Below are 22044 nucleotides of genomic sequence, written 5' to 3'. Positions count from 1 at the left end.
TCGAAGGCCTGCAGGGTAAAACCTCTAGTTAAGTCAAGGTCAAGAGTCCTTTTGCAAAATGATCACCCCGGAAAATCTGCACAAACAGCTCACCGTGGGCGAAGTCGCCGCGCGCAGCGGAGTCGCGGTCACTGCCCTGCACTTTTATGAAGCCAAAGGCCTGATCAGCAGCCAGCGCAATGCCGGCAATCAGCGCCGTTATCCACGGGCAGTGTTGCGCCGGGTGGCGTTGATCAAGGTCGCGCAGCGTCTGGGCATTCCGCTGGCGGAGATTGGCGAGGCGCTGAAGAGACTCCCCGACGACCGCGCTCCGACAGCAGCAGACTGGAAAGTCCTGTCCGAACAATGGCGCCGCGAACTGGACGAGCGGATCAATCAGCTGACCTTGTTGCGTGACCGGCTCACCGGTTGCATCGGTTGCGGGTGTCTGTCGATGGAGGCCTGCCCGTTACGCAATCAGGGCGATGTGCTCGGTGATCAGGGGCCGGGGGCGCACTTTCTGGACTGACTGCTCGTCGGGGAAAAATCCTGGCCGCGCAGACAGTTCTATAGTGAATCTTCCACAAATCCGGTGGAGCCATACCTCGCAAAACAAAAACAGGGAGAACGTCATGAGCGTCAAACCCATTCCCGAGGGGTATCACAGCATTACCCCGTACCTCGGCATCCTCAAGGCTGCCGAAGCCATCGAGTTCTACAAGAAAGCCTTTGGCGCGACCCAGGTCATGCGCCTGGACATGCCCGACGGGCGCATCGGCCACGCCGAACTGCGCATTGGCGACAGCGCGATCATGCTCGGAACGCCGTGCGATCAAGGGCCGTTGAGTGGTCCGGACAATGCCGTGTCGGTCGGTCTGCATCTGTATGTCACTGATGTCGATAAGTCCTTTCAACGGGCGCTGGATGCCGGGGCGAAAGCGGTGTCGGAGGTCAAGGATCAATTTTATGGTGATCGCAGCGGGACGCTGAAGGATCCCTATGGGCACCTGTGGTTTCTGGCGACGCGCAAGGAGGATCTGACGGAAGAGCAGATCAAGCAGCGGGCGATGGAGATGTTCAGTCAGGGTTGAGATTTTCAGGGTTTGGGCTGGCCTCTTCGCGGGCAAGCCCGCTCCCACAGGGATCTCCGGTGTTTATACGATGGGTGTCACACAGAAAAACACTGTGGGAGCGGGCTTGCCCGCGAAGGGGCCAGCCCTGGCGACACACATCACACTTCATGAACCACCACACCACGCTTCAACCCTTGCCCCGAATGCCGAACACTTTCAGGATGCATCCCACCCGCACCTGAACAAGGATCAGCCCGATGTTTGCCGGATTCGTCAAAGACCAGCGCCACGTCAACGGCGTCGACATCGCCTATCGCCTTGGCGGCAGCGGCCCGGGGCTGTTGCTGTTGCACGGACACCCGCAGACCCACGTGATCTGGCACAAGATTGCCGAGCAGTTGGCGGAGCATTTCACCGTGGTCGCCGCCGACCTGCGCGGCTATGGCGACAGCGCCCGACCGGTTGCCGATGAACAACACCGCCGTTACTCAAAACGCGAAATGGCCAGGGACAACCTCGAGTTGATGCAGGCGCTGGGCTTCGAACAATTTTCGATTCTGGCCCACGACCGTGGCGCCCGGGTCGGCCATCGCCTGGCCCTCGACCACCGCGCTGCGGTGCAACGGATGATGCTGCTGGACATCGCCCCGACCTTGGCGATGTACACGCAGACCAACGAAGCCTTTGCCCGCGCCTATTGGCACTGGTTCTTTCTGATCCGCCCGGCGCCGTTGCCGGAAACCCTGATCGAGGCCGATCCCGCAGCCTATCTGCGCAGCGTGATGGGCAGCCGCAGCGCCGGACTCGCGCCGTTCACCGAGCCAGCGTTCGGCGAATACCTGCGTTGCCTGCAACGTCCCGGCAGCGCCCGAGGCATTTGCGAGGACTACCGCGCCAGCGCCAGCATCGACCTGGAACATGACCGGGCCGACATCGCTGCCGGCCATCATCTTGACCTGCCGCTGCGGGTGCTGTGGGGTGCGCAAGGCACAGTCGGGCGCTGCTTTGACCCGCTCAAGGAATGGCAGCATGTGGCGACCAACGTCAGTGGCAAGGCGCTGCCGGCCGGGCATTATCTGGCCGAAGAAGTGCCCGAACTGTTGCTCGCCGAAGCGCTGGATTTCCTGCGCTGAATCGAGCCCTGTACCGCCGATGCTATGCTGGCGGCTTGTGCCGCCAGTGCTCGTTCCCACATGTCCCAGAACCAAGACCCCGTGCCCCTGCCCGAAGACCTGCGCGTGCTGCTGACCGTGATCCGCAAGAACGGTTTCGCCGCTGCCGCTGATGAACTGGGCCTGTCCCCGGCCTACGTCAGCAAACGCATCCAGATTCTCGAATCGACCCTCGGCACCCGCCTGCTGCACCGCACCAGTCGCCGGGTGTCGCTGACCGAAGACGGCGAGCGGGTGCAGCGCTGGGCCTTGCGCATCCTCGATGATTTTCAACAACTGCATGACGATCTCGCCGACGCTCACGACAGCCCACGCGGGCGCTTGCACATCTGCAGCAGTTTCGGTTTCGGCCGCAACCATGTGGCGCCTGCGGTTTCGCGGCTGGCCGAGCTTCACCCGCAGTTGCAGATCCGCCTGGACCTGTTCGACCGCGCAGTGGACATCGTCAACGAGGGTTTCGATCTGGAAATCCGCGTCGGCGACGACCTGCCCGGCCAGCACATCGGCCGGCAACTGGTGAGTAACCGCCGGGTGCTGTGCGCTGCGCCCGCATACCTTGAGCGCCGCGGCACACCGCAGACTCTGGACGATCTGCAACAACATGACTGCCTGGTGATCAAGGAGCGCGACAACGCTTTCGGCGTCTGGCATCTGGATCGTGACGGCACACAGGAAAGCGTGCGGGTCAGTGGGCCGCTGTCTTCCAACAACGGCGAGATTGTCCTGCAATGGGCGCTCGACGGACGCGGCGTGTTGCTGCGTTCATTGTGGGATGTGAAACCATTGCTGGAACAGGGCCGACTGCTGCCGGTGCTGGCCGCTTACAGCCAGAGCGCCAATGTCTGGGCGGTGTACCCGACGCGGCTGGCCAACTCCGGAAAGCTGCGGGCGTGTGTGGAGTTTTTGCAGGGGCATTTCAAGGATTTGTCGCTATAGCGGGTGCAACACCAAACCCTTGTAGGAGTGAGCCTGCTCGCGATGGCGGTCATTCAGCCAATGATTATTTCGACTGACACGACGCCATCGCGAGCAGGCGAAGGCCTACGGAGGGCTAGTTGGGTGTCAGGTCAGCCATGGGTTGGCGGCCAGATGTTCGCGCTCGAACGCCTCGATCTGCTCACGCCGCTGCAAGGTACTGCCAATCGCATCCAGCCCCAGCAACAGCGCGGTCTTGCGCAAGTCATCAATCTGGAAATCGATGACTTCACCGTCCGCCAGACGTATCTGCTGCGCCTCCAGATCCACATTGATCAGTACCGTTTCAGGCTGACTCACCAACCGGCCAATGCGCTGCACCTGTGCCTCGTCCAGGGTAATCAGCAACACCCCGTTGCGCTGGCAGTTGTCGTAAAAGATCCCGGCAAAACTGCTGCCGATCAGCGCGCGAATGCCCATTTGCTGCAACCCCCACACCGCGTGTTCGCGGCTGGAACCGCAGCCGAAATTCGCCCCGACTACCAGAAAACTCGCGCCCTGCCAGGCTGGCTGGTTCAACACGAATTCCGGGTTGGGCGTGCCGTCGGCAAGAAAGCGCAGATCGAAAAACAGCCCACGATCCAGCCCCTGACGATCGATACCCTTGAGAAACTGCTTGGGCATGATCACGTCGGTATCGACGTTGGCCGCGAGCAGCGGCGCGGCCCGGCCGCTGACCTGAGTAAAGGGTTGCAGGCTCATGGGCGTTCTCCAAAGTGGCGGATGTCGGTGAGGTGACCGCTGATCGCGGCGGCGGCGACCATCGCCGGGCTCATCAGGTGCGTGCGCGCCCCGGCACCCTGGCGGCCTTCGAAATTGCGGTTGGTGCTGGAGGCGCAACGGTCGCCGGGCGCGAGCACGTCATCGTTCATCGCCAGGCACATCGAGCAGCCGGACTGACGCCATTCAAACCCGGCGTCGATGAAGATCTGCGCCAGCCCTTCGGCTTCAGCCTGAGCGCGGACCTCACTGGAGCCGGGCACGATCATCGCCCGCACATGCCCGGCCACCCGCCGACCGCGCACCACGCTGGCGGCGTCACGCAGATCCTCGATCCGCGCGTTGGTGCAGGAGCCGATAAAAGCGTGGCTGATGACGATATCGCGCAGCGCCATCCCCGCCTCCAGGCCCATGTATTGGAGGGCGCGGCGCATGTCCTGACGCAGGATCGGATCGTCGATGCGTTGCGGGTCCGGCACCTGCGCACCGATCGGCGCGGCCTGATCGGGGCTGGTGCCCCAGGTGACCATCGGCTCCAGCAGGCTGGCATCGAGGTGGATTTCGCGGTCGAACACGGCGCCGGGATCGCTGCGCAGTTCACGCCATTTTTCCACGCCGCGCGCCCAGCGTTCGCCTTGCGGTGCGCGGGGTTTGCCGTTGAGATAAGCAAAGACTTTTTCGTCCGGCGCCATGAACGCACCGCGTGCACCGGCTTCGACCGCCATGTTGCAAATGGTCATCCGCGCTTCGACGCTCAGCGCATCGATGGTCGATCCGCAGAACTCGATCGCATAGCCAGTGGCGCCCGACGCACCGATGCGGCCGATCAGCGCCATGATCACGTCCTTCGACGTCAGCCCCGTCGCCAACTCGCCATCCACCGTCACGCGCATGCTTTTCAGGCGTTTGTAGACCAGCGTCTGCGAGGCCAGCAGGTGCTCGATTTCCGAGGTGCCAATGCCAAATCCGAACGCCCCCAGCGCGCCGTACGTGGTGGTGTGGCTGTCGCCGGCGGCGATGACCATGCCCGGCAGAATGAAGCCCTGCTCCGGGGCAATCACATGTTCGATGCCCTGACGCTTGTCGAGGATATCCAGCAGTTCGATGCCGAAATCCCGGCAGTTTTCCGCCAGATACGCCACCTGCCGCGCACCGCCGGCATCGGGCATTGCCGCCACCCGTTGCGGCGTGGTCGGGTTGACGTGATCGACCACCGCCAACGCCGTACCCGGCCGCCAGACCTTGCGCCCGGCGGCGCGCAGACCACTGAACGCCTGCGGGCTGGTGTATTCGTTGATCACCTGGCGATCGATATACAACAACACATGGCCCTGATCGTCGAGGCGGCACACGGTGTGCGAATCGATGTGTTTGTCGTAGAGGGTTCTGGGGTTCATCAGGGCGCTCGCTCAAGGGAATGCGGTGCTTTCCATCATAGGGAGCGCTTTGATGGCATCAATTGGCAGGCAGTGAGAGCGGCGTTCATGAATCGTGTTTGATCGGCTGATCAATGACTGCCCCTGTGGGAGCGGGCTTGCTCGCGAAGGCGTCGCGTCAGTCGATATCAAAGTTGAATGATCTACCGCATTCGCGAGCAAGCTCGCTCCCACAGGGGTTGGTGGTCACTGGGGGAATTGCGAAACATTTGCTTTCATATCACCTTTCGGGATTTGTCCGGCTCATCCGTCCTATAGAGATGCAGGCCGTTCGCACAGGCAACAGCCACGACCGCGCCTTTTGCGGACACCCGCGCTGCGAAGCCCGTAGCCGCGTGCCCTTTCATCGAAATCAAGACGCGCACACATGTCGAAGAAATCCCGTTCCAAACTGTGGTTCCTGGTGCATAGCTGGCTCGCGCTGCCGATCTGGTTTTTTGTCCTGATCGTCTGTGTCACCGGCACGCTGGCGGTGGTCAGCCAGGAAATCGTCTGGCTGGCCAACCCGCAAATGCGCGCCAGCCAGCCATCGGATGACGCACCACGGCTCAGCTACGATCAGGTGCTGGCCGCGATCAAACAGGCCGAACCGCAGACGCTGGTGGAAAGCATCAGCCGTCCCGACGAGTCGCACTTCGCCCTCGATGTCGAGGTCAGCTACCCCGATGGCCGCTCGCAAACGGTCTACGTCAACCCTTACACCGGGGTGATTCAAGGCCCGGCGCCGGACTTCAACTTCAAGGCGTTCACCCGCGCCCTGCACGGCTGGTGGCTGGTGCCGTTCACCAACGGTTTCAGCTGGGGCTGGTACCTGGTGTCGTTCCTCGGCCTGCCAATGCTCGCTTCGCTGGTCACCGGGCTGGTGGTGTACAAGCGCTTCTGGAAAGGTTTCTTCAAACCCACCCTGCGTTTTCGCCACGGCGCGCGGATCTTCTGGGGCGACTTCCACCGACTGAGCGGCATCTGGTCGATCTGGTTCATCGCGGTGATCTCGATCACGGGCACCTGGTTTCTGATCCAGGCCATTCTGGCCGACAACCAGGTGTCCATCAGCAGCGAGCCGATCATTCCCGCCATGTCCCGGGAAAGCGTTCCGATGTCGAGCGACGCCAGTCCTCCCCCACGGATCAGCCTTGATCGCGCGGTGCAGATCGCCGAACAGCACATCCCCGGGCTGGAAGTCAGTTTCGTCAGCCTGCCGGGCAATGCCTACAGCCACTTGAGCCTTGGCGGGCGCGGCTGGTATCCGCTGATGTTCCAGACCGCCACGCTCAACCCGTACAACGGTGAGATGGCCGCCACGCGACTGCTGACCGACCGTTCCTCGCTGGAGTTCGTCACCGAGTCGATGCGCCCGCTGCACACCGGTGATTTCGGCGGTCTGTGGATCAAACTGATCTGGTTCTTCTTCGGTCTGCTGCTGAGCATGATGGTCCTCAGCGGCCTGTTGATCTGGACCAAGCGCACCGCGCTGGCCACCGCCAACGCCCTCAAGCGCGAAAATAAAAAGGCCCGCAGCCCTCGCGTCAGCCGTGAACCGGCGGAGGTCAGCCCGTGAGCCCGTCCAACCGCACTGCCCAACCGTCCGCCCTGCGCCGCTTCTGGCACAAATGGCGCTTTCACCTGAACGCCTTGTTGCTGCTGATTCCGTTGGGCTTCATGCCCAAGTATTTCGCCGATGCCGCGCTGTTTCGCGGTGACGTCGGCCTCGGTGAGCATGAGGTCGGCGAAATCCAGGTCGGCCCGTGGAGCCTGCGCCTGGCCGAACTGCGTAACGAAGCACCGCGCCTGAGTGGCCCCGCCGGCTACATGAAGGACTTCAATGCCGCCCTCTGCGACGCCTGTGTCGAACAGGTCAAGGCCACCTACCTGCGCATCGGCAAACCGCGCAGCCTGCGCGCCGCTGGGGTGATTTTCTTTGGCACGCCGTATCGCATGGGCGCGCAATTGCCGGTGGCGGAAAAAACCAAAGCCGATGCCGAACTGTGGATCACCATGGAAGGCTGGGACGGCAGCATGCATCAGGCCTCGATTCCCCTGAGCCAGGCCTCCCCCGCCACCCTCGCCTGGCTGAACCAACAAGGAGCCAAACCATGAACCGCGTTCAACGCCCTTCCCGCCTGCGGTTGCGCGCCGCGTTGCTGATGCTGTGCGCAGGTTTCAGCGCCGGCGCCCTTGCCCATAACCCGATGTGCGAATGCAAAGCCGTCGATGCCGAGCAGATCAAATGCACCGGCGGCTTCTCCGACGGCAGCGGCGCACCGGGAGTAACCCTTGATGTGATCGGTTACGACGAAACCATTCTGCTGCCGGGCAAGCTCGGCGCCGACTCGACCGTGACGTTCAAGAAACCGGCGGCCGAATTTTATGTGCTGTTCGACGCCGGCCCCGGCCACGTTGTGGAAATCGACCAAGCCGACATCGAGGCCCCATGAGCACGCCCACCACCCAAGTCGTCCGCCCGGCCGGTGCCGGGCATGAAACCCTCAATGTTCTGCTGTTGTGTTTACTGATCCTTGCCGTCGCCGGCTCGGTGGTGGCATGGCGCGGGGTGTCCCATGAACCGGAGCCGGTTTCCAGCCATCAACTCGATGCACGGCGCGACCTGAGTGCCGCCGAGCAAGGCATCTATGCCGACCTGCGGGTGACCCTCGACGAGATCCGCCTGCTGCGTGAAGAGCAGCAAAGCCTGCCGACCCCGCAAAATCTGGCCGAGGAAGGTTTCGCCCCGTTCGCTCAGGACGCCAGCTCGGTCAGCCGTGGTGGCCATGCCTGGCAATTGCTGGCGGACACGGCCTATTTCGGCCACAGCCAGGCGCCCGCCGTCGCCGGTTCGTTCGTGATGCTACTGAGCGCCGACGCCACTGCCGCGCCGGACATCTGGCTCAACGGCGCCGTCGAGCTGCAGACGCCCACCGAACTGACTGACGCCGCGCTGTCCGCCGCCGGCTGGAAACAGATCGTCGCGCAGTTCGATGCCGGCGTGACCCGCGAGCATCGCCACTGAACCTTCGCCTTCACCCGAGAGAAGACCGCTTGCCCATGCTTATTTCCCTGACTCGCCGTCCCCTCCTGCGCACCCTGCTGTTAGGCCTGTGCGCGTGCCTGCTGAGCCCGCTGGCCAGCGCCGATCCGGGCAAACGCCTGCGCATCGGCATCACCCTGCACCCGTATTACAGCTATGTGGCGAATATCGTCGGCGACAAGGCCGAGGTGGTGCCGCTGATTCCCGCCGGCTTCAACCCGCACGCCTACGAGCCACGCGCCGAAGACATCAAGCGCATCAGCGGGCTGGATGTGATCGTGCTCAACGGGGTCGGTCATGACGACTTCGCCGACCGCATGATCGCCGCCAGCGAAACGCCGAACATCAAGACCATCGAAGCCAACGAAAACGTGCCGCTGCTGGCGGCCACCGGTACCGCTGCGCGCGGCGCCGGCAAAGTGGTCAACCCCCACACCTTCCTGTCGATCAGCGCCTCGATTGCCCAGGTCAACAACATCGCCCGCGAGCTGGGCAAACTCGATCCGGACAACGCCAGGGCCTACACCCAGAACGCCCGCGCCTACGGCAAACGCCTGCGGCAGATGCGCGCCGATGCGCTGGCCAAACTGACTCAGGCACCGAACGCCGAACTGCGCGTGGCCACGGTGCACGCCGCGTACGACTATCTGCTGCGCGAATTCGGCCTGGAAGTGACGGCCGTGGTCGAGCCGGCCCACGGCATCGAACCCAGTCCGAGCCAGTTGAAAAAGACCATCGACCAACTGCGCGAACTCGACGTGAAGGTGATCTTCTCGGAGATGGATTTCCCTTCCACCTACGTCGAAACCATCCAGCGTGAGTCCGGCGTGAAGCTGTACCCGCTGTCGCACATTTCCTATGGCGAATACAGCGCCGACAAGTACGAAAAGGAAATGACCGGCAACCTCGACACCGTGGTGCGGGCGATTCAGGAGTCCGGGGCATGACAGCAAAAGAAACCCTCTCTGACACCCCGCCATCCCCTGTGGGAGCGGGCTTGCTCGCGAAAGCGCCGGATCAGCCAACATCTTTATCGAATGACACACCGCATTCGCGAGCAAGCTCGCTCCCACAAGATGACCGGCAACCTCGACACCGTGGTGCGGGCGATTCAGGAGTCCGGGGCATGACAGCAAAAGAAACCCTCTCTGACACCCCGCCATCCCCTGTGGGAGCGAGCTTGCTCGCGAAGGCGCCGGGTCAGCCAACATCTTTATCGAATGACACACCGCATTCGCGAGCAAGCTCGCTCCCACAAGATGACCGACAACCTCGACACCGTGGTGCGGGCGATTCAGGAGTCCGGGGCATTACAGCAAAAGAAACCCTCTCTGACACCCCGCCATCCCCTGTGGGAGCGGGCTTGCTCGCGAAGGCGTCCGGTCAGTCAGCATCATTATTGAATGAACCACCGCATTCGCCAGCAAGCTCGCTCCCACAAGATGACCGGCAACCTCGGCACCGTGGTGCGGGCGATTCAGGAGTCCGGGGCATGACAGCAAAAGAATCCCTCTCTGACACCCCGCCATCCCCTGTGGGAGCGAGCCTGCTCGCGAAGGCGCCGGGTCAGCCAACATCTTTATCGAATGACACACCGCATTCGCGAGCAGGCTCGCTCCCACAAGATGACCGGCAACCTCGACACCGTGGTGCGGGCGATTCAGGAGTCCGGGGCATGACAGCAAAAGAAACCCTCTCTGACACCCCGCCATCCCCTGTGGGAGCGAGCTTGCTCGCGAAGGCGTCCGGTCAGTCAGCATCATTATTGAATGAACCACCGCATTCGCGAGCAAGCCCGCTCCCACAAGGGGTAAGTGGGCCGACTCTGGATTTTGCGGGAGTCTCTCTGACCCTCGGGCGCACCACGATCCTCGACAACGTGACCTTACAGGTGCAACCCGGCCACGTGCACGCCCTGGTCGGCCCCAACGGCGGCGGCAAGAGTTCGCTGATCAAGACCTTGCTCGGGCAAATGCCGCATCAAGGCCAGTTGAGCCTGCACTGGCCCGGCCAACCCGGCACCATCGGCTACGTGCCGCAGGCGCTGGAGTTCGATCGCGGCCTGCCAATCACCGTCGACGATTTCATGGCCGCCATGTGCCAGCGCCGCCCGGCGTTTCTCGGCCTGAGCAAGCACTACGCCAAGGCCATCGGCGAGGCGCTGGAACGGGTCGGCATGCAGGACAAACGCAAGCGGCGCATGGGCGCGTTGTCCGGTGGCGAACGGCAGCGCGTGTTGCTCGCTCAAGGCTTGATCCCGGCTCCGCAATTGCTGGTGCTGGATGAGCCGATGTCGGCCCTCGACGAAGCCGGGATCCAGGTGTTCGAACGCCTGCTCGGCGACTGGCGCGCCGCTGGCATCACCGTGCTGTGGATCGAGCACGATCTGGAAGCGGTCAAGCGTCTGGCCGACCGGGTCACCGGTCTCAACCGCCGCGTGCTGTTCGACGCTACGCCGCAACAGGCACTGACCCCGGAACGCCTGTTGAGTCTGTTTTCCACCCATCCACGGAGCGCGGTCTGATGAGTTACGAAGCCTTTCGTCTGATGGTTCAGGGCTGGGCGTCGTCCGGTTACCTGCCGGAAGCGCTGGCCTACGGCTTTGTGGTCAACGCATTGCTCGCCGGCCTGTTGATCGGTCCGGTGCTCGGTGGCCTCGGCACGCTGGTGGTGGTCAAGCGCTTTGCGTTTTTCTCCGAAGCGGTCGGGCACGCGGCGCTGACCGGCGTGGCCATCGGCATTCTGCTCGGCGAACCCTACACCGGGCCGTACGGCAGCCTGTTCGGTTACTGCCTGTTGTTCGGCATCCTGCTCAACTACCTGCGCAACCGCACCGGCCTGGCGCCCGACACCCTGATCGGCGTGTTTCTCTCGGTGTCGCTGGCGCTTGGCGCGAGCCTGCTGTTGATTCTGGCCGGCAAGATCAACGTGCACATTCTGGAGAACGTGCTGTTCGGTTCGGTGCTCACCGTCAACGGCAACGATCTGCTGGTGCTGGCCATCGTCGGTTCGCTGGTCATGGCGCTGGCGCTGCCGTTGTACAACCGGATCATGCTCGCCAGTTTCAACCCGCAACTGGCGGCGGTGCGCGGCGTCGCGGTGAAGACTCTGGATTACCTGTTCGTGATTCTGGTGACGCTGATCACCGTCGCGGCGGTGAAGGTCATCGGCGCGATTCTGGTCGGCGCATTGCTGGTGATTCCGGCGGCGGCAGCGCGCTTGCTCAGCCAGTCGCTCAAGGGCTTCTTCTGGTGCTCGGTGCTGATTGCTACCGTCAGCACGCTGTGCGGGATCCTCGCGCCGATCGTCTTCGATCTGCCGATCCCGTCCGGCGCCGCGATCATTCTGGTCGCCGGCATCGCCTTCGCCCTCGCCGCCATCGCGCGCGGGGTTGTCCCGAGTCTGAAAGGGAACCTTGGATAAATGATATTCTCACTGCGAAAACTGACCCTGGCCATGGCCCTGTGCGGCGTGGTCGGCAGCCCGTTGCTGGCGGCTGAAAACACCAAACCATTGCGCGTACTGGCCTCGCTGCCCATCACCTACGGCCTCGGCGAAGTGCTGCTCAAAGGCACCGACGTCAGCCTGGAGCGCGCGGCCCCGGCGAATCTGCCGGGCAGCCGTCAGACCGCATACTTCACCGGTCGCGGCGCTCCGGCGCTGGGCAAACTGGCGAGCAATGCCGACGCGGTGATCGGCGTGCGCTCGCTGTGGGCCGATGATCCGCTGTACCCGATCGCGCGGCGCAGCAACATTCGCATTGTCGAAGTCGACGCGGCGCGCCCGGTTGATGGCGCCCTGCCGGGGATCGCCGTGCAACCGGGGCTGAAGGTCGATGGCTTGAACAGTCAGCCATGGCTGGCGAGCAACAACATGGGACGGATGGCCGACGTGATCGCGGCGGATCTGGTGCGTCTGGCGCCGTCCGCCAAGCCGAAGATCGAGGCTAATCTGGCGGCACTGAAACAGCGCCTGCTCAAGCTCAGCGCCGACAGCGAAGCGCGCCTGGCCGAGGCTGAAAACCTGAGCGTGATGAGCCTCAGCGATCACTTCGGTTACCTGATCGGCAGCCTGAATCTGGAGCTGATCGGCCAGGACGCGCGAGCAGATGCCGAGTGGACAGCCGAAGATCTGAAGAAGCTCACGGCGACGCTGAAGGACAACGACGTGGCGATGGTGCTGCATCATCGTCAGCCGTCGGAAGCGGTGAAAGCGGCGATTGCCGAGTCGGGGAGTCATTTGCTGGTGTTGAGCACCGATGCCGAAGATCCGGTGGCGGAGCTGGAAGGCAATGTCGATTTGCTGCTCAAGGAGTTGAGTGGGGCGTAGTTTCAGTTACACCGCGTTATCGTTCTTCGCGAGCAAGCCCGCTCCCACAGGGGGGTTGTGTGCAGCGCAGATCCAATGTGGGAGCGGGCTTGCTCGCGAAGAGGCCCGCCAGAACAACACCATTGCGAGCAATGAAAAAACCCGCTGCCTGTCACCAGTCCAGCGGGTTTGTTTTTGCCTGGCAGATTATTGAGCGGCCGCCTGCCCTTCCATCTTCTGTCGCAGGCTCAGCGGACGCATGTCGGTCCAGACTTCTTCAATGTAGGCCAGGCATTCCTTCTTCAGGCCGCTCTTGCCCACGGTGCGCCAGCCCTCCGGCACGGCTTTGTAATCCGGCCAGATCGAGTATTGCTCTTCGTGGTTGACCACGACCTGAAAGAGGATGTCCTCGCGGTCGAATACTGACGTCATGCTGGTTCTCCATCGTTGTAAGGGTGGGCTGCACCAGGGGTGCAGCCGGGTATGTAGATAGAACGTTCGGCGCTGCGAAAAATTTACTCGGCGGCGGCGGCGGTGGCGGCGGCCAGGGCCCGGCCGAAGATCTCGGCGACGCGGTCGATTTCGGCGGCGGTGATCACCAGCGGCGGCAGGAAGCGCACCACCGCACCATGCCGGCCGCCCAGTTCGAGAATCAGCCCACGCTTGAGGCATTCGCGCTGCACCAACGGTGCCAGACGTGCGAACGCGGGTGGGTGACCGAGCGCATCCGGCGCGCCGTTCGGATCAACCAGTTCGACGCCGAGCATCAAGCCACGACCACGAATGTCGCCCAGTTGCGGGAAGTCGCGTTGCAGGATGCGCAGGTGTTCGCTCAGGCGTTCGCCCATGGCGGCGGCGTGTTCGCAGACCTTGTGTTCAAGCAGATAACGCATCACCGCGGAACCGGCGGCCATCGCCATCTGATTGCCACGGAACGTGCCCGCATGGGCACCCGGTTGCCAGGTGTCGAGCCAGTCGCGATAGACCACCACCGCCAGCGGCAGGCTGCCGCCGATGGCTTTGGACAACACCACCACGTCGGGGACGATGTCGGCGTGTTCGAAGGCAAACATCTTGCCGGTACGCGCGAAACCGCTTTGGATCTCGTCGACGATCAGCGCCACACCGGCCTTTTCGGTGATTCGACGCAAGCCGCGCAGCCACTCGATGTCGGCCGGGATCACCCCGCCCTCGCCCTGCACCGCTTCGACGATCACCGCTGCCGGCAACTGCACGCCGGCTTCAGGATCGTTGAGCAGGTTTTCCAGATAACTCAGGTTGGCTTTGACCCCGGCCGCGCCGCCGAGACCGAACGGGCAACGGTAGTCGTAAGGGAACGGCATGAATTGCACGCCGTTGCTGAGCAAGGCGCCCAGCGGCTTTTTCGGCCCCAGACTGCCCATCAGGCTCAATGCGCCCTGGCTCATGCCGTGATAACCGCCGGAGAACGACAGCACGGTGCTGCGCCCGGTGGCGGTGCGCACCAGTTTCAACGCGGCTTCCACCGCATCGGTACCGGTCGGGCCGCAGAACTGGATTTTCGCTTCGGCCGCCAGTAATGGCGGCAGCAAACCGAACAGGTCCTGGACGAACTGATCCTTCACTGGCGTGGTCAGGTCGAGGGTGTGCAGCGGCAGCTCATCGGCCAGCACTTGCTGGATCGCCTCGATTACCACCGGGTGGTTGTGCCCCAAGGCCAGAGTCCCGGCACCGGCCAGGCAATCGATGAAGGTCCGGCCTTCGACATCTTCGACGTACAGGCCCTTGGCGCGCTTGAGTGCCAGCGGAATGCGTCGCGGATAGCTGCGGGCATTGGATTCCTGCTGGCTCTGCCGGGCCAGTAGTGGTGATTCGTTGAACTGATACAGGGTTTCCGCCGGCGCGGAGCTGATCCGGGCCGACGACTCTTCGATAAGGCTGGTGGCGACTGACATCTCTCGACCCCTCAATACGCTATGGATAGTGACCAAAACAGCACACCGCACAGGTGCGCGTTCCGGTCGCGGGGCGCACATGCAGGTTTTCCTGTTCTGGAAACGCTTAAGCGGGGCGAGGATTTAGACCCTTGATCGAGATGTCAGTCGGACAATGGCAACAGCTTGTGCAGCGTAACGCGGTGCAAGCCCTGATCGCTGGCGCGTGGCACTGCATCGCAGTAGCCCAGATGCCGATAAAAAGCCGCGCCGCTACGTGTGCTGGCGATGCGCGCCTGCGGCACACCACGAATCCGCAGCCAGCCTTCAAGGTCGGTCATCAGGGCGCGCCCTGCGCCACGGCGAAACCATTCCGGCTGCACATGACAAAAACCTATCTCACCGCTGGCCGTGGCCATGCCGACACCCACCGGTTTGTCCTGCAACAAGGCGATATTCAGGTAGCAATGCGCGTCGGCAAGGTGCGCGCTGATGACGTCGGCAGATTGTCGGCCGATCCAGCGGCTGACCAGTTGCGGATCGTTGCGGTGTTCGAGCGCACAACCGACGCGAATCGATCGCTCGATGATGCGACTGATGATGCCGGCGTCGGCAGGTTTCGCCGGGCAGATGCAGATCGATGCTTCCATGGCGCGTTCCCTCAATCCATTGAGTCAGAGCAGCCCCGAGCTTAGCGCCGAGGCTGGCGAATCACCAACGCAGAGACGTTACATTTGATGTGCCACACCACGGATCCCCTAATGTGGGAGCGGGCTTGCTCGCGAAGGCGGCGTGCCAGTCAGCAACCTGTCGACTGACCGGACGCCTTCGCGAGCAAGCCCGCTCCCACAGGGGATTTTTGCTGGTTCAGACAGGTTGCAGCGGCATGGTCAACTCGACGCGCAAGCCATCCGGCCGGCTGTCGAAATGCAGGGTGCAGGCGCAGCGCTGGACGATGGCTTGCACGATGGCCAGGCCGAGACCGCAGCCGGTGCTCTGGCCGTTGCGCCAGAAGCGTTGGGTCAGATGCTGCAGATCTTGCGCCGCAATCCCCGGGCCGTGGTCGCGCACCACAAAACGGGCGCGCTGGCCGACCGTTTCCAGGCTCAGCTCCACCTCAGCATCCGCCGGGGTATGGCGCAGGGCGTTGTCGAGCAGATTGCGCAACGCGGCAATCGACAGCACCGCCGGCATTTGCACCGGCGCACTGGAGAGCTGCTTGGGCAATTGCAGCTTGATGCGCTGACGCTCGCCACCAGCCGCATCCTGCATCGCCAGTTTCGCCACCTGTTCGGCGCTGCACTGCACGCCGTCATCGAACGACAGACTGCCCTCGACCCGCGCCAGCAACAGCAGTTGCTCAAGGGTGCGGTGCATGCGGTCGGCGCCCTCTTCGGCCCTTGCCAGCGACTGATCGCGGGCACTGCCTTCGGTCATGCGTGCCACTTGCAGGTGGGTCTTGATCGCCGTCAGCGGGCTGCGCAGTTCGTGGGCGGCATCACCGGTCAGGCGGCGTTCGCGCTCGATGGTCTTGCCGATGCGCTGGAACAGCTGGTTCTGCGTATCGAGCAACGGTTTCAGTTCGCTGGGAAACGATTGCAATTGCAGCGGCTCAAGCGAGTCGGCATTACGTCGCATCAGTGCTTCGCGCAGCCGATTGAGCGGCGCCAGCCCCTGGCCGATGCCCAGCCACAACAGGCACAGGCAACCGAGCAACGCCACGCCCACCGGCACCGAGGCCGCCAGCAGGATCGACATGTTCAGCGCTTCGCGTTCGATCTGCCGATCGGCCGTGGTGATCCGCACATCCCCCCGCGCGAGAGTGAAACTGCGCCACGGCGCGCCATCGATCATCTGATCGTGGAAGCCCATTTTTTCCGCTTCCAGGGTTTGCTCGGGACTGCTGTGACTACGGGCCAGAATTTCCCCGCGCAACGAACTGACCTGACAGGCCATGCCGCCGGGAATGTTCAATTGTTCGGCACTGAAATGGGTGCCCTCGCCCTTGCTCGGCAGCGCCGGCAGTTGCTCCAGCAGCCCGGCGACCATGCGCGCCGAGGCTACCAGCCGCTGGTCGAGGGAAAACATCATTTGATTGCGCAAGTCGCTGAGCATCCAGGCCGCAGCCAGTGCCCAGATCAGGGCGAACGCGGCGCCGAGGGTCAGACTCAGGCGCAGACGCAGACTCATCACTTCTGCTGCTCTCCACCATCGGCCGGCCCAAGGCGATAGCCCAGACCGCGCACGGTTTCGACGATGCCCTTGCCGAGTTTGCTGCGCAGGTGATGGATATGCACGTTCAGCGCGTTGCTCTCCAGCTCGTCATTGAAGCCGTAGACGCTGTCCTTCAACTGCTCGGTGGACAGTACTCGGCCACGGTTGTGCAGCAGCGCCTGCAACAGCGATTGCTCGCGGCGCGACAAGTCCACCGGTTGCCCGGCCAACGTGGTTTCGCGGCTGCTTGGATCGTAGGTCAGCGCGCCGTGCTCGATCAGGTTGACGCTACGCCCGGCGACCCGGCGCAGCAGGGTTTGCAGACGGGCGAACAATTCCCGCAGATCGAAGGGTTTGAGCAGGTAATCGTCAGCCCCGGCCTGCAAGCCATCGACCCGGTCGGTCACCGAGTCGCGTGCGGTCAGGATCAGCACCGGAATTTCCAGGCCCTGCTGACGCAGTTGTTGCAGCAACTTGAGGCCATCTTCGTCGGGCAGGCCGAGATCGAGCACCATCACGTCGAATTCGGCAACTTTGAGCATCGCCCGTGCTTTCGAGGCGGTGTTGACGTGCTCGACCGTCAGGCCCTGCGCCGTGAGACCGGCAACGATACCGCTGGCGATCAGTTCATCGTCTTCGCAAACCAGTACGTGCATGATCCGTCCCGTAGAAAAAAGCCGATTAGGCCGTTGGCCGATTAAGCTGACATTATGGCGCCCAACGCCATAGCGACAAGGGCGTGACGGTTAATCATCGGTTAATCGCCATCCACCATTGTGCCCACACTTGCACAGGGACAAGGCTCCTCCATGCGTCATTTTTTTCTTTTGTTTGCACTGCTGATCTCCGGCCTGGCCCAGGCAGGAAACAACCCATTCGAGACCAAACCGGAGTTTCTGCCGGTCGACAAAGCCTTCGTGCTCACCTCCGAACGCCTTGAGTCCGGGGAAACCCAGCTGTTCTGGCAAATCACCGACGGCTATTACCTGTACCAGAAACGCCTGAAATTCGACGGTTTGACGGCCGAGCAGCAGCCTGCGCTGCCCGAGGGCGAGTCGCACAGTGACGAGTTCTTCGGTGAACAACCGGTGTATCGCCAGGGCTTGGAGGTAAAAATTCCGGCCTCGGCCAGCGGTCAGATCAAGGTCAGTTATCAGGGCTGCGCCGATGCCGGCCTGTGTTATCCGCCGCAGACCCGGGTCATCGATCTGGGCGGCAAAGCGACGCCAACGGCCAGTGCCGAAGCACCGGATCAGGCCCTGGCCAGCAGCCTGCAACAACGGGCGCTGGGCTGGAGCCTGCTGGTGTTTTTCGGCCTCGGCCTGTTGCTGGCGTTCACTCCGTGCTCGTTGCCGATGCTACCGATTCTGGCGGGCATGATTGTCGGCAGCGGCGCCACCCCGCGCCGTGGTTTTGCCCTGGCCAGCAGCTATGTGATCTGCATGGCGCTGGTGTATGCGGCGATGGGGGTGATCGCTGCGCTGCTCGGCGCCAACCTGCAGGCCTGGCTGCAAAATCCATGGCTGCTCGGTGCATTTGCAGCAGTGTTCGTGGTGCTGGCGCTACCGATGTTTGGCTTCTTCGAATTGCAATTGCCGGTGGCCCTGCGTGACCGCCTCGAACACGCTTCGCGCAGTCGCAATGGCGGCAGCCTGATCGGTGCCGGGGTGCTCGGCGCATTGTCCGGTCTGCTGGTCGGCCCGTGCATGACCGCACCACTGGCCGGCGCTTTGCTGTACATCGCGCAGAGCGGCAATGCGCTGCACGGTGGATTGATTCTGTTTGCGTTGGGCATCGGTATCGGGGTGCCGCTGTTGCTGTTGGTGACCGTCGGCAATCGCTTCCTGCCAAAGCCTGGCGCGTGGATGAACCTGCTCAAGGGCATCTTCGGTTTCCTGTTCCTCGCGACCGCGCTGCTGATGCTGCGCCCGGTGCTGGACTCGTCGCTGTGGCTGGGGCTGTGTGGCGCGCTGCTGCTGATCGCCGCGTTCTGTGCCTGGAAGCAATCGGACGGCTTCGGCCGGGTTGCCCAGGTGTTCGGCGCCAGTTCGTTGCTGCTCGGTCTGTGGGGCAGCCTGTTGCTGATCGGCGCTGCCGGTGGCAGTGACGACCCTTATCAACCGCTGCAGGTGTACAGCGCCGGCAGGGTCGCCAGCACCACGCCGAGCGGGCATGACGCGTTCACCACGATAAAGGATCCGGCCGCCCTGCTGCGCGAACTGGATAGCGCCAAGGCTCAAGGCCAGTGGGTGCTGCTCGATTACTACGCCGACTGGTGTGTGTCGTGCAAAGTCATGGAGAAACAGGTGTTCGGCAAGGACAAGGTCATGCAGGCGTTGAGCGATGTGCGCCTGCTGCGCCTCGACGTCACTGCCGACAATGCCGCCAGCCGCGAGCTGCTCGGCCGCTACAAAGTCCCGGGGCCACCGAGTTTTGTCTGGATCGGCACCGACGGCGAAGAACGACGTAGCCAGCGCATCACCGGTGAGGTGGATGCCGAGACGTTCCTGCAACGCTGGACCACCACCCGAGACGCCAATTAAATGCTGACGTTCACCCTCGGCACCTTTGCCATCGCGCTTAACCACCTGCTGCTGATCAGTGCCCTGGCGCTGGCGACCTTTGTCGGCTGGCGGGTGGCCAAGCGTGGCGGCGATAACCCCGAGTCGGCGCTGTTCAGCCTGTTTCTGCTGGGCATGCTCGCGGCACGCGTGGCGTTTGTCGCCCTGTACTGGGGCCACTATCGCAACGATCCGTGGCAGATCATCGACCTGCGCGATGGTGGATTCCTCGCCTGGCCGGGGGTGATCGTGCTGCTGCTCACCGCTCTCTATCGCGGCTGGCGTCGCCCGGGCCTGCGTCGGCCATTGGGGTTTGGCGTGGCCAGCGGCGTGCTGTTCTGGTTGTTGGCGACCCTGTCACTGAACATCTACGAACAAGGCACGCGCCTGCCGGAAATCACCCTGCGCAACGCCGCAGGCGAGACCATCCAGCTCAGCGACTATCAGGGCGGACCATTGGTGATCAACCTCTGGGCAACCTGGTGCCCACCGTGCCGGCGCGAGATGCCGGTGCTGGAAAACGCTCAACAACAACGCCCGGACCTGACCTTTCTGTTCGTCAATCAGGCCGAAAGCATGCAAAGCGTTGCCACCTTCCTGGAAACCCAGGGCCTGAGCCTGAACAACGTGCTGTTCGACCGCAGCGGTCGACTGGGTCAGGCCGTGGGCTCCATGGCGTTGCCGACTACGCTGTTCTATAGCCCTGACGGTCGCTTGCTGAGCAGTCATCTGGGCGAACTGTCGAACGCCAGCCTGGCCCGCGCCCTGGAAAATTTCGACATCCCGAATCCAACCGCCGCACCGGCCACCTCTGCAAGGAAACTGCCATGCCCCGCCTCCGCCACCTGCTGACGCTGACTCTGGGCACTGCCCTGCTGCACCTGCCGTCGGTGCAGGCCGCCGAAGAATTGCCCGCCGCGATCAAGCAGATCGAAGCCAAGGGCGCAAAAATCGTTGGCCAGTTCGACGCCCCGGACGGCTTGCGTGGTTATGCGGCGCAGTACCAGAACCGTGGCATGGCGTTGTACCTGACGCCGGACGGGAAACACGTGCTGCTCGGCAATCTGTACGACGCCGACGGCAAGGATCTGAGCAGCGAGCCGTTGCAGAAACTGGTCTATGCGCCGATGGCCAAGGAAATCTGGGGCAAGTTCGAAGCCAGCAACTGGATTCAGGACGGCAACAAGGACGCGCCGCGCACCGTGTACCTGTTCAGCGATCCCAACTGTCCGTACTGCAACATGTTCTGGGAACAGGCGCGACCATGGGTCAAGGCCGGCAAGGTGCAGCTGCGGCACATCATGGTCGGGATCATCCGCGAAGACAGCCCGGCGAAATCCGCCGCGCTGCTGGCGGCGAAAGATCCGGCCAAGGCCCTGGAAGATCACGAAAAGGCCGGCAAGGCCAGCACCCTCAAACCATTGAAAGACATTCCAAAAGCGGTGCAGACCAAACTGGCCGCCAACATGCAGTTGATGGAAGACCTGGAACTGCAGGCGACACCGGCGATTTTCTACATGGATGACAAGGGCGAGCTGCAACAGCAGCAAGGCGCGCCTTCGCCGGAGAAACTGGCGAAAATTCTCGGGCCAAAGTGAGTCCGGCTTCTTTATTGCCTGATCGGGCCTCTTCGCGAGCAAGCCCGCTCCCACAGGGATCACCGCGGTCACTGTGGGAGCGGGCTTGCTCGCGAAAAGAACGATGACACGGTTTAGCGGTTGCGCTCAGCCAAAAAAGTAAACAACACCTCGCTCACAAACTGCGGATTCTCCAGACTGGAGATATGCCCCGCCTCCGGCACCAGCACCCACGGGCAGCCGATCAATTCAGCCATTTCCTGTGCCTCCGACGGCGGTCGCGGTTTGTCCTGATCGCCGCACAGCACCAGGGTGGTCGCGGCATTCAGTTCGCCCAGGCGCGGCAACAGATCATCACGACTGAAGGTGATACGCCCCATCGGCACGATGCTTTCGCGCAGGCGATCCGCGGTGTAGGCCGCCAGTTTGGCGCGGAAGTCCTGATACAGCGCCGACTGCGGATCGATGCCCGGGCGGAAGAAGATCGGCACCACGATGTCGAGCAACTGAGGCGCAATCTCGCCGCTTTCCTCGATCTGCTTGAACAGCGAGAAATAGTACTGACGGGTTGGCTCAGGCTCGACGCCGACGTAGGTGTCGAGCAGTACCAGACCGTTGATCCGCTGCGGTGCCGACAACGCCAGACGCACGCCCCACATGCCGCCGACTGACAGCCCCGCCAGCGTTATCTGCTCGATCTGCAGATGATCGAGCAAGGCCGCGACCTGTCTTGCGATGTCATCCAGCGAGGTGGTGCCTGGCGGCAAGCGCCCGGATTCGCCATGGCCCCAAAGGTCCAGCGCAATCACCCGGTAGTGCGGCGACAGTGCAGCGATCTGCGGCGCCCACATCGCCGTGTCCCACAGATAACTGCCCGCCAGCAACACGGCCGGGCCGGTGCCTTGATCAATGTAGTGCAGCGCTTGTCCGTCAACCGTGAAGAAAGGCATCGACCACCCCCGAGACAAAAAAGAGAACCGGCAGACTGAGCTGCCGGTTGTCGATCGTCAACCTGGGAAATGATGCGGTGTGTGTTGATGCTACTGACGCCTTCGCGAGCAAGCTCGCTCCCACATTGGTTCTGCGTACAC

The 22044-nt window shown here is 62.9% G+C and carries 23 protein-coding genes and 5 pseudogenes; 20 read left to right on the top strand and 8 right to left on the bottom strand.

Going from position 1 to position 22044, the window contains the following annotated elements; genetic code table 11:
* Window positions 1-58 precede the first annotated feature (58 nt).
* From soxR to KCG87_RS15835, 4 genes are all read left to right on the top strand, one after another.
* Complete coding sequence (gene soxR, locus KCG87_RS15850; RefSeq protein WP_210558410.1) at window positions 59-508, top strand: redox-sensitive transcriptional activator SoxR; 450 nt, start codon at window positions 59-61, stop codon at window positions 506-508.
* Window positions 509-611: 103 nt separating this feature from the next.
* Complete coding sequence (locus KCG87_RS15845) at window positions 612-1070, top strand: VOC family protein (protein ID WP_210558407.1); 459 nt, start codon at window positions 612-614, stop codon at window positions 1068-1070.
* 239 nt (window positions 1071-1309) lie between these two features.
* On the top strand, window positions 1310-2185 hold the full coding sequence (locus tag KCG87_RS15840) for an alpha/beta fold hydrolase (protein ID WP_134786977.1): 876 nt from the start codon (window positions 1310-1312) through the stop codon (window positions 2183-2185).
* A gap of 24 nt (window positions 2186-2209) precedes the next feature.
* Entirely contained in the window at window positions 2210-3160 is a 951-nt protein-coding gene (locus KCG87_RS15835) for a LysR substrate-binding domain-containing protein (protein WP_135296269.1), read from the top strand.
* Between the two features lie 126 nt (window positions 3161-3286).
* On the opposite strand, the gene leuD is transcribed toward KCG87_RS15835, so the two are convergent.
* Entirely contained in the window at window positions 3287-3901 is a 615-nt protein-coding gene (gene leuD, locus KCG87_RS15830; RefSeq protein WP_210558405.1) for a 3-isopropylmalate dehydratase small subunit, read from the bottom strand.
* Window positions 3898-5316, bottom strand: a complete 1419-nt coding sequence (leuC, locus tag KCG87_RS15825) for a 3-isopropylmalate dehydratase large subunit (protein ID WP_210558403.1) — start codon at window positions 5314-5316, stop codon at window positions 3898-3900. The genes leuD and leuC overlap by 4 nt, the downstream gene beginning before the upstream one ends.
* A 113-nt stretch (window positions 5317-5429) precedes the next feature.
* Here leuC and KCG87_RS27495 point away from each other — a divergent pair.
* The 13 genes and pseudogenes from KCG87_RS27495 to KCG87_RS15785 form a co-directional block, all read left to right on the top strand.
* Window positions 5430-5531: pseudogene (locus KCG87_RS27495) on the top strand (metal ABC transporter ATP-binding protein); the annotation flags it as partial.
* Window positions 5532-5722: 191 nt separating this feature from the next.
* Window positions 5723-6913 (top strand): PepSY domain-containing protein, encoded by a 1191-nt coding sequence (locus KCG87_RS15820; protein ID WP_202368599.1) that lies wholly within the window; start codon window positions 5723-5725, stop codon window positions 6911-6913.
* Window positions 6910-7452 carry a hypothetical protein gene (locus KCG87_RS15815; protein WP_027613388.1) on the top strand — a complete coding sequence of 181 codons (543 nt, stop codon included), beginning with the start codon at window positions 6910-6912 and terminating at the stop codon, window positions 7450-7452. Before KCG87_RS15820 ends, KCG87_RS15815 begins: the two co-directional genes overlap by 4 nt.
* The gene (locus KCG87_RS15810; protein ID WP_007965473.1) at window positions 7449-7790 is read left to right on the top strand and encodes a hypothetical protein; all 342 of its coding nucleotides are present in this window, start codon (window positions 7449-7451) and stop codon (window positions 7788-7790) included. The genes KCG87_RS15815 and KCG87_RS15810 overlap by 4 nt, the downstream gene beginning before the upstream one ends.
* Complete coding sequence (locus tag KCG87_RS15805; protein ID WP_210558401.1) at window positions 7787-8362, top strand: DUF6162 family protein; 576 nt, start codon at window positions 7787-7789, stop codon at window positions 8360-8362. The genes KCG87_RS15810 and KCG87_RS15805 overlap by 4 nt, the downstream gene beginning before the upstream one ends.
* 35 nt (window positions 8363-8397) lie before the next feature.
* Window positions 8398-9327, top strand: coding sequence for a metal ABC transporter substrate-binding protein (locus KCG87_RS15800; RefSeq protein WP_134786984.1), 930 nt, complete (start codon window positions 8398-8400; stop codon window positions 9325-9327).
* Window positions 9324-9455 (top strand): annotated as a pseudogene (locus KCG87_RS27490) (metal ABC transporter ATP-binding protein); the annotation flags it as partial. The gene KCG87_RS15800 and the pseudogene KCG87_RS27490, both read left to right, overlap by 4 nt.
* Before the next feature lie 51 nt (window positions 9456-9506).
* Window positions 9507-9638, top strand: a pseudogene (locus KCG87_RS27485) (metal ABC transporter ATP-binding protein); the annotation flags it as partial.
* A 51-nt stretch (window positions 9639-9689) separates the two neighbouring features.
* A pseudogene (locus tag KCG87_RS27620) lies at window positions 9690-9821 on the top strand (metal ABC transporter ATP-binding protein); the annotation flags it as partial.
* 51 nt (window positions 9822-9872) lie between these two features.
* Window positions 9873-10004, top strand: a pseudogene (locus tag KCG87_RS27480) (metal ABC transporter ATP-binding protein); the annotation flags it as partial.
* Between the two features lie 51 nt (window positions 10005-10055).
* The gene (locus tag KCG87_RS15795) at window positions 10056-10904 is read left to right on the top strand and encodes a metal ABC transporter ATP-binding protein (RefSeq protein ID WP_246881763.1); all 849 of its coding nucleotides are present in this window, start codon (window positions 10056-10058) and stop codon (window positions 10902-10904) included.
* On the top strand, window positions 10904-11803 hold the full coding sequence (locus tag KCG87_RS15790) for a metal ABC transporter permease (RefSeq protein WP_003226663.1): 900 nt from the start codon (window positions 10904-10906) through the stop codon (window positions 11801-11803). Before KCG87_RS15795 ends, KCG87_RS15790 begins: the two co-directional genes overlap by 1 nt.
* A complete protein-coding gene (locus KCG87_RS15785; RefSeq protein ID WP_210558397.1) occupies window positions 11804-12709 on the top strand; it encodes a zinc ABC transporter substrate-binding protein in 906 nt (301 codons plus the stop codon).
* Window positions 12710-12895: 186 nt separating this feature from the next.
* On the opposite strand, the gene KCG87_RS15780 is transcribed toward KCG87_RS15785, so the two are convergent.
* The 5 genes from KCG87_RS15780 to KCG87_RS15760 form a co-directional block, all read right to left on the bottom strand.
* On the bottom strand, window positions 12896-13120 hold the full coding sequence (locus tag KCG87_RS15780) for an MbtH family protein (protein ID WP_003226665.1): 225 nt from the start codon (window positions 13118-13120) through the stop codon (window positions 12896-12898).
* A gap of 83 nt (window positions 13121-13203) precedes the next feature.
* Window positions 13204-14622: an aspartate aminotransferase family protein gene (locus tag KCG87_RS15775; protein WP_210558395.1), complete on the bottom strand. Its 1419-nt coding sequence runs from the start codon at window positions 14620-14622 to the stop codon at window positions 13204-13206.
* A 143-nt stretch (window positions 14623-14765) separates the two neighbouring features.
* Entirely contained in the window at window positions 14766-15251 is a 486-nt protein-coding gene (locus tag KCG87_RS15770; RefSeq protein ID WP_134786987.1) for a GNAT family N-acetyltransferase, read from the bottom strand.
* A gap of 217 nt (window positions 15252-15468) precedes the next feature.
* Window positions 15469-16791 carry an ATP-binding protein gene (locus KCG87_RS15765; protein ID WP_049827920.1) on the bottom strand — a complete coding sequence of 441 codons (1323 nt, stop codon included), beginning with the start codon at window positions 16789-16791 and terminating at the stop codon, window positions 15469-15471.
* Window positions 16791-17471, bottom strand: coding sequence for a response regulator (locus KCG87_RS15760; RefSeq protein ID WP_007969056.1), 681 nt, complete (start codon window positions 17469-17471; stop codon window positions 16791-16793). Before KCG87_RS15760 ends, KCG87_RS15765 begins: the two co-directional genes overlap by 1 nt.
* Before the next feature lie 153 nt (window positions 17472-17624).
* Here KCG87_RS15760 and dsbD point away from each other — a divergent pair, with 153 nt between their 5' ends.
* From dsbD to dsbG, 3 genes are read left to right on the top strand one after another with little or no spacing between them, the layout of a single operon-like run.
* Window positions 17625-19358, top strand: coding sequence for a protein-disulfide reductase DsbD (gene dsbD, locus KCG87_RS15755; protein WP_210558393.1), 1734 nt, complete (start codon window positions 17625-17627; stop codon window positions 19356-19358).
* Window positions 19359-20228 (top strand): TlpA disulfide reductase family protein, encoded by an 870-nt coding sequence (locus KCG87_RS15750; RefSeq protein ID WP_027613398.1) that lies wholly within the window; start codon window positions 19359-19361, stop codon window positions 20226-20228.
* Window positions 20204-20974, top strand: coding sequence for a thiol:disulfide interchange protein DsbG (gene dsbG, locus KCG87_RS15745; protein WP_027613399.1), 771 nt, complete (start codon window positions 20204-20206; stop codon window positions 20972-20974). Before KCG87_RS15750 ends, dsbG begins: the two co-directional genes overlap by 25 nt.
* A gap of 113 nt (window positions 20975-21087) precedes the next feature.
* On the opposite strand, the gene KCG87_RS15740 is transcribed toward dsbG, so the two are convergent.
* Window positions 21088-21903, bottom strand: coding sequence for an alpha/beta fold hydrolase (locus tag KCG87_RS15740; protein WP_134786990.1), 816 nt, complete (start codon window positions 21901-21903; stop codon window positions 21088-21090).
* Window positions 21904-22044: the final 141 nt, after the last annotated feature.

It is taken from the genome of Pseudomonas sp. MWU347 (assembly GCF_017947305.1).
Taxonomy (GTDB): Bacteria; Pseudomonadota; Gammaproteobacteria; order Pseudomonadales; family Pseudomonadaceae; genus Aquipseudomonas; species Aquipseudomonas putida_A.
This window is presented reverse-complemented; position numbering and strand designations above follow the sequence as displayed.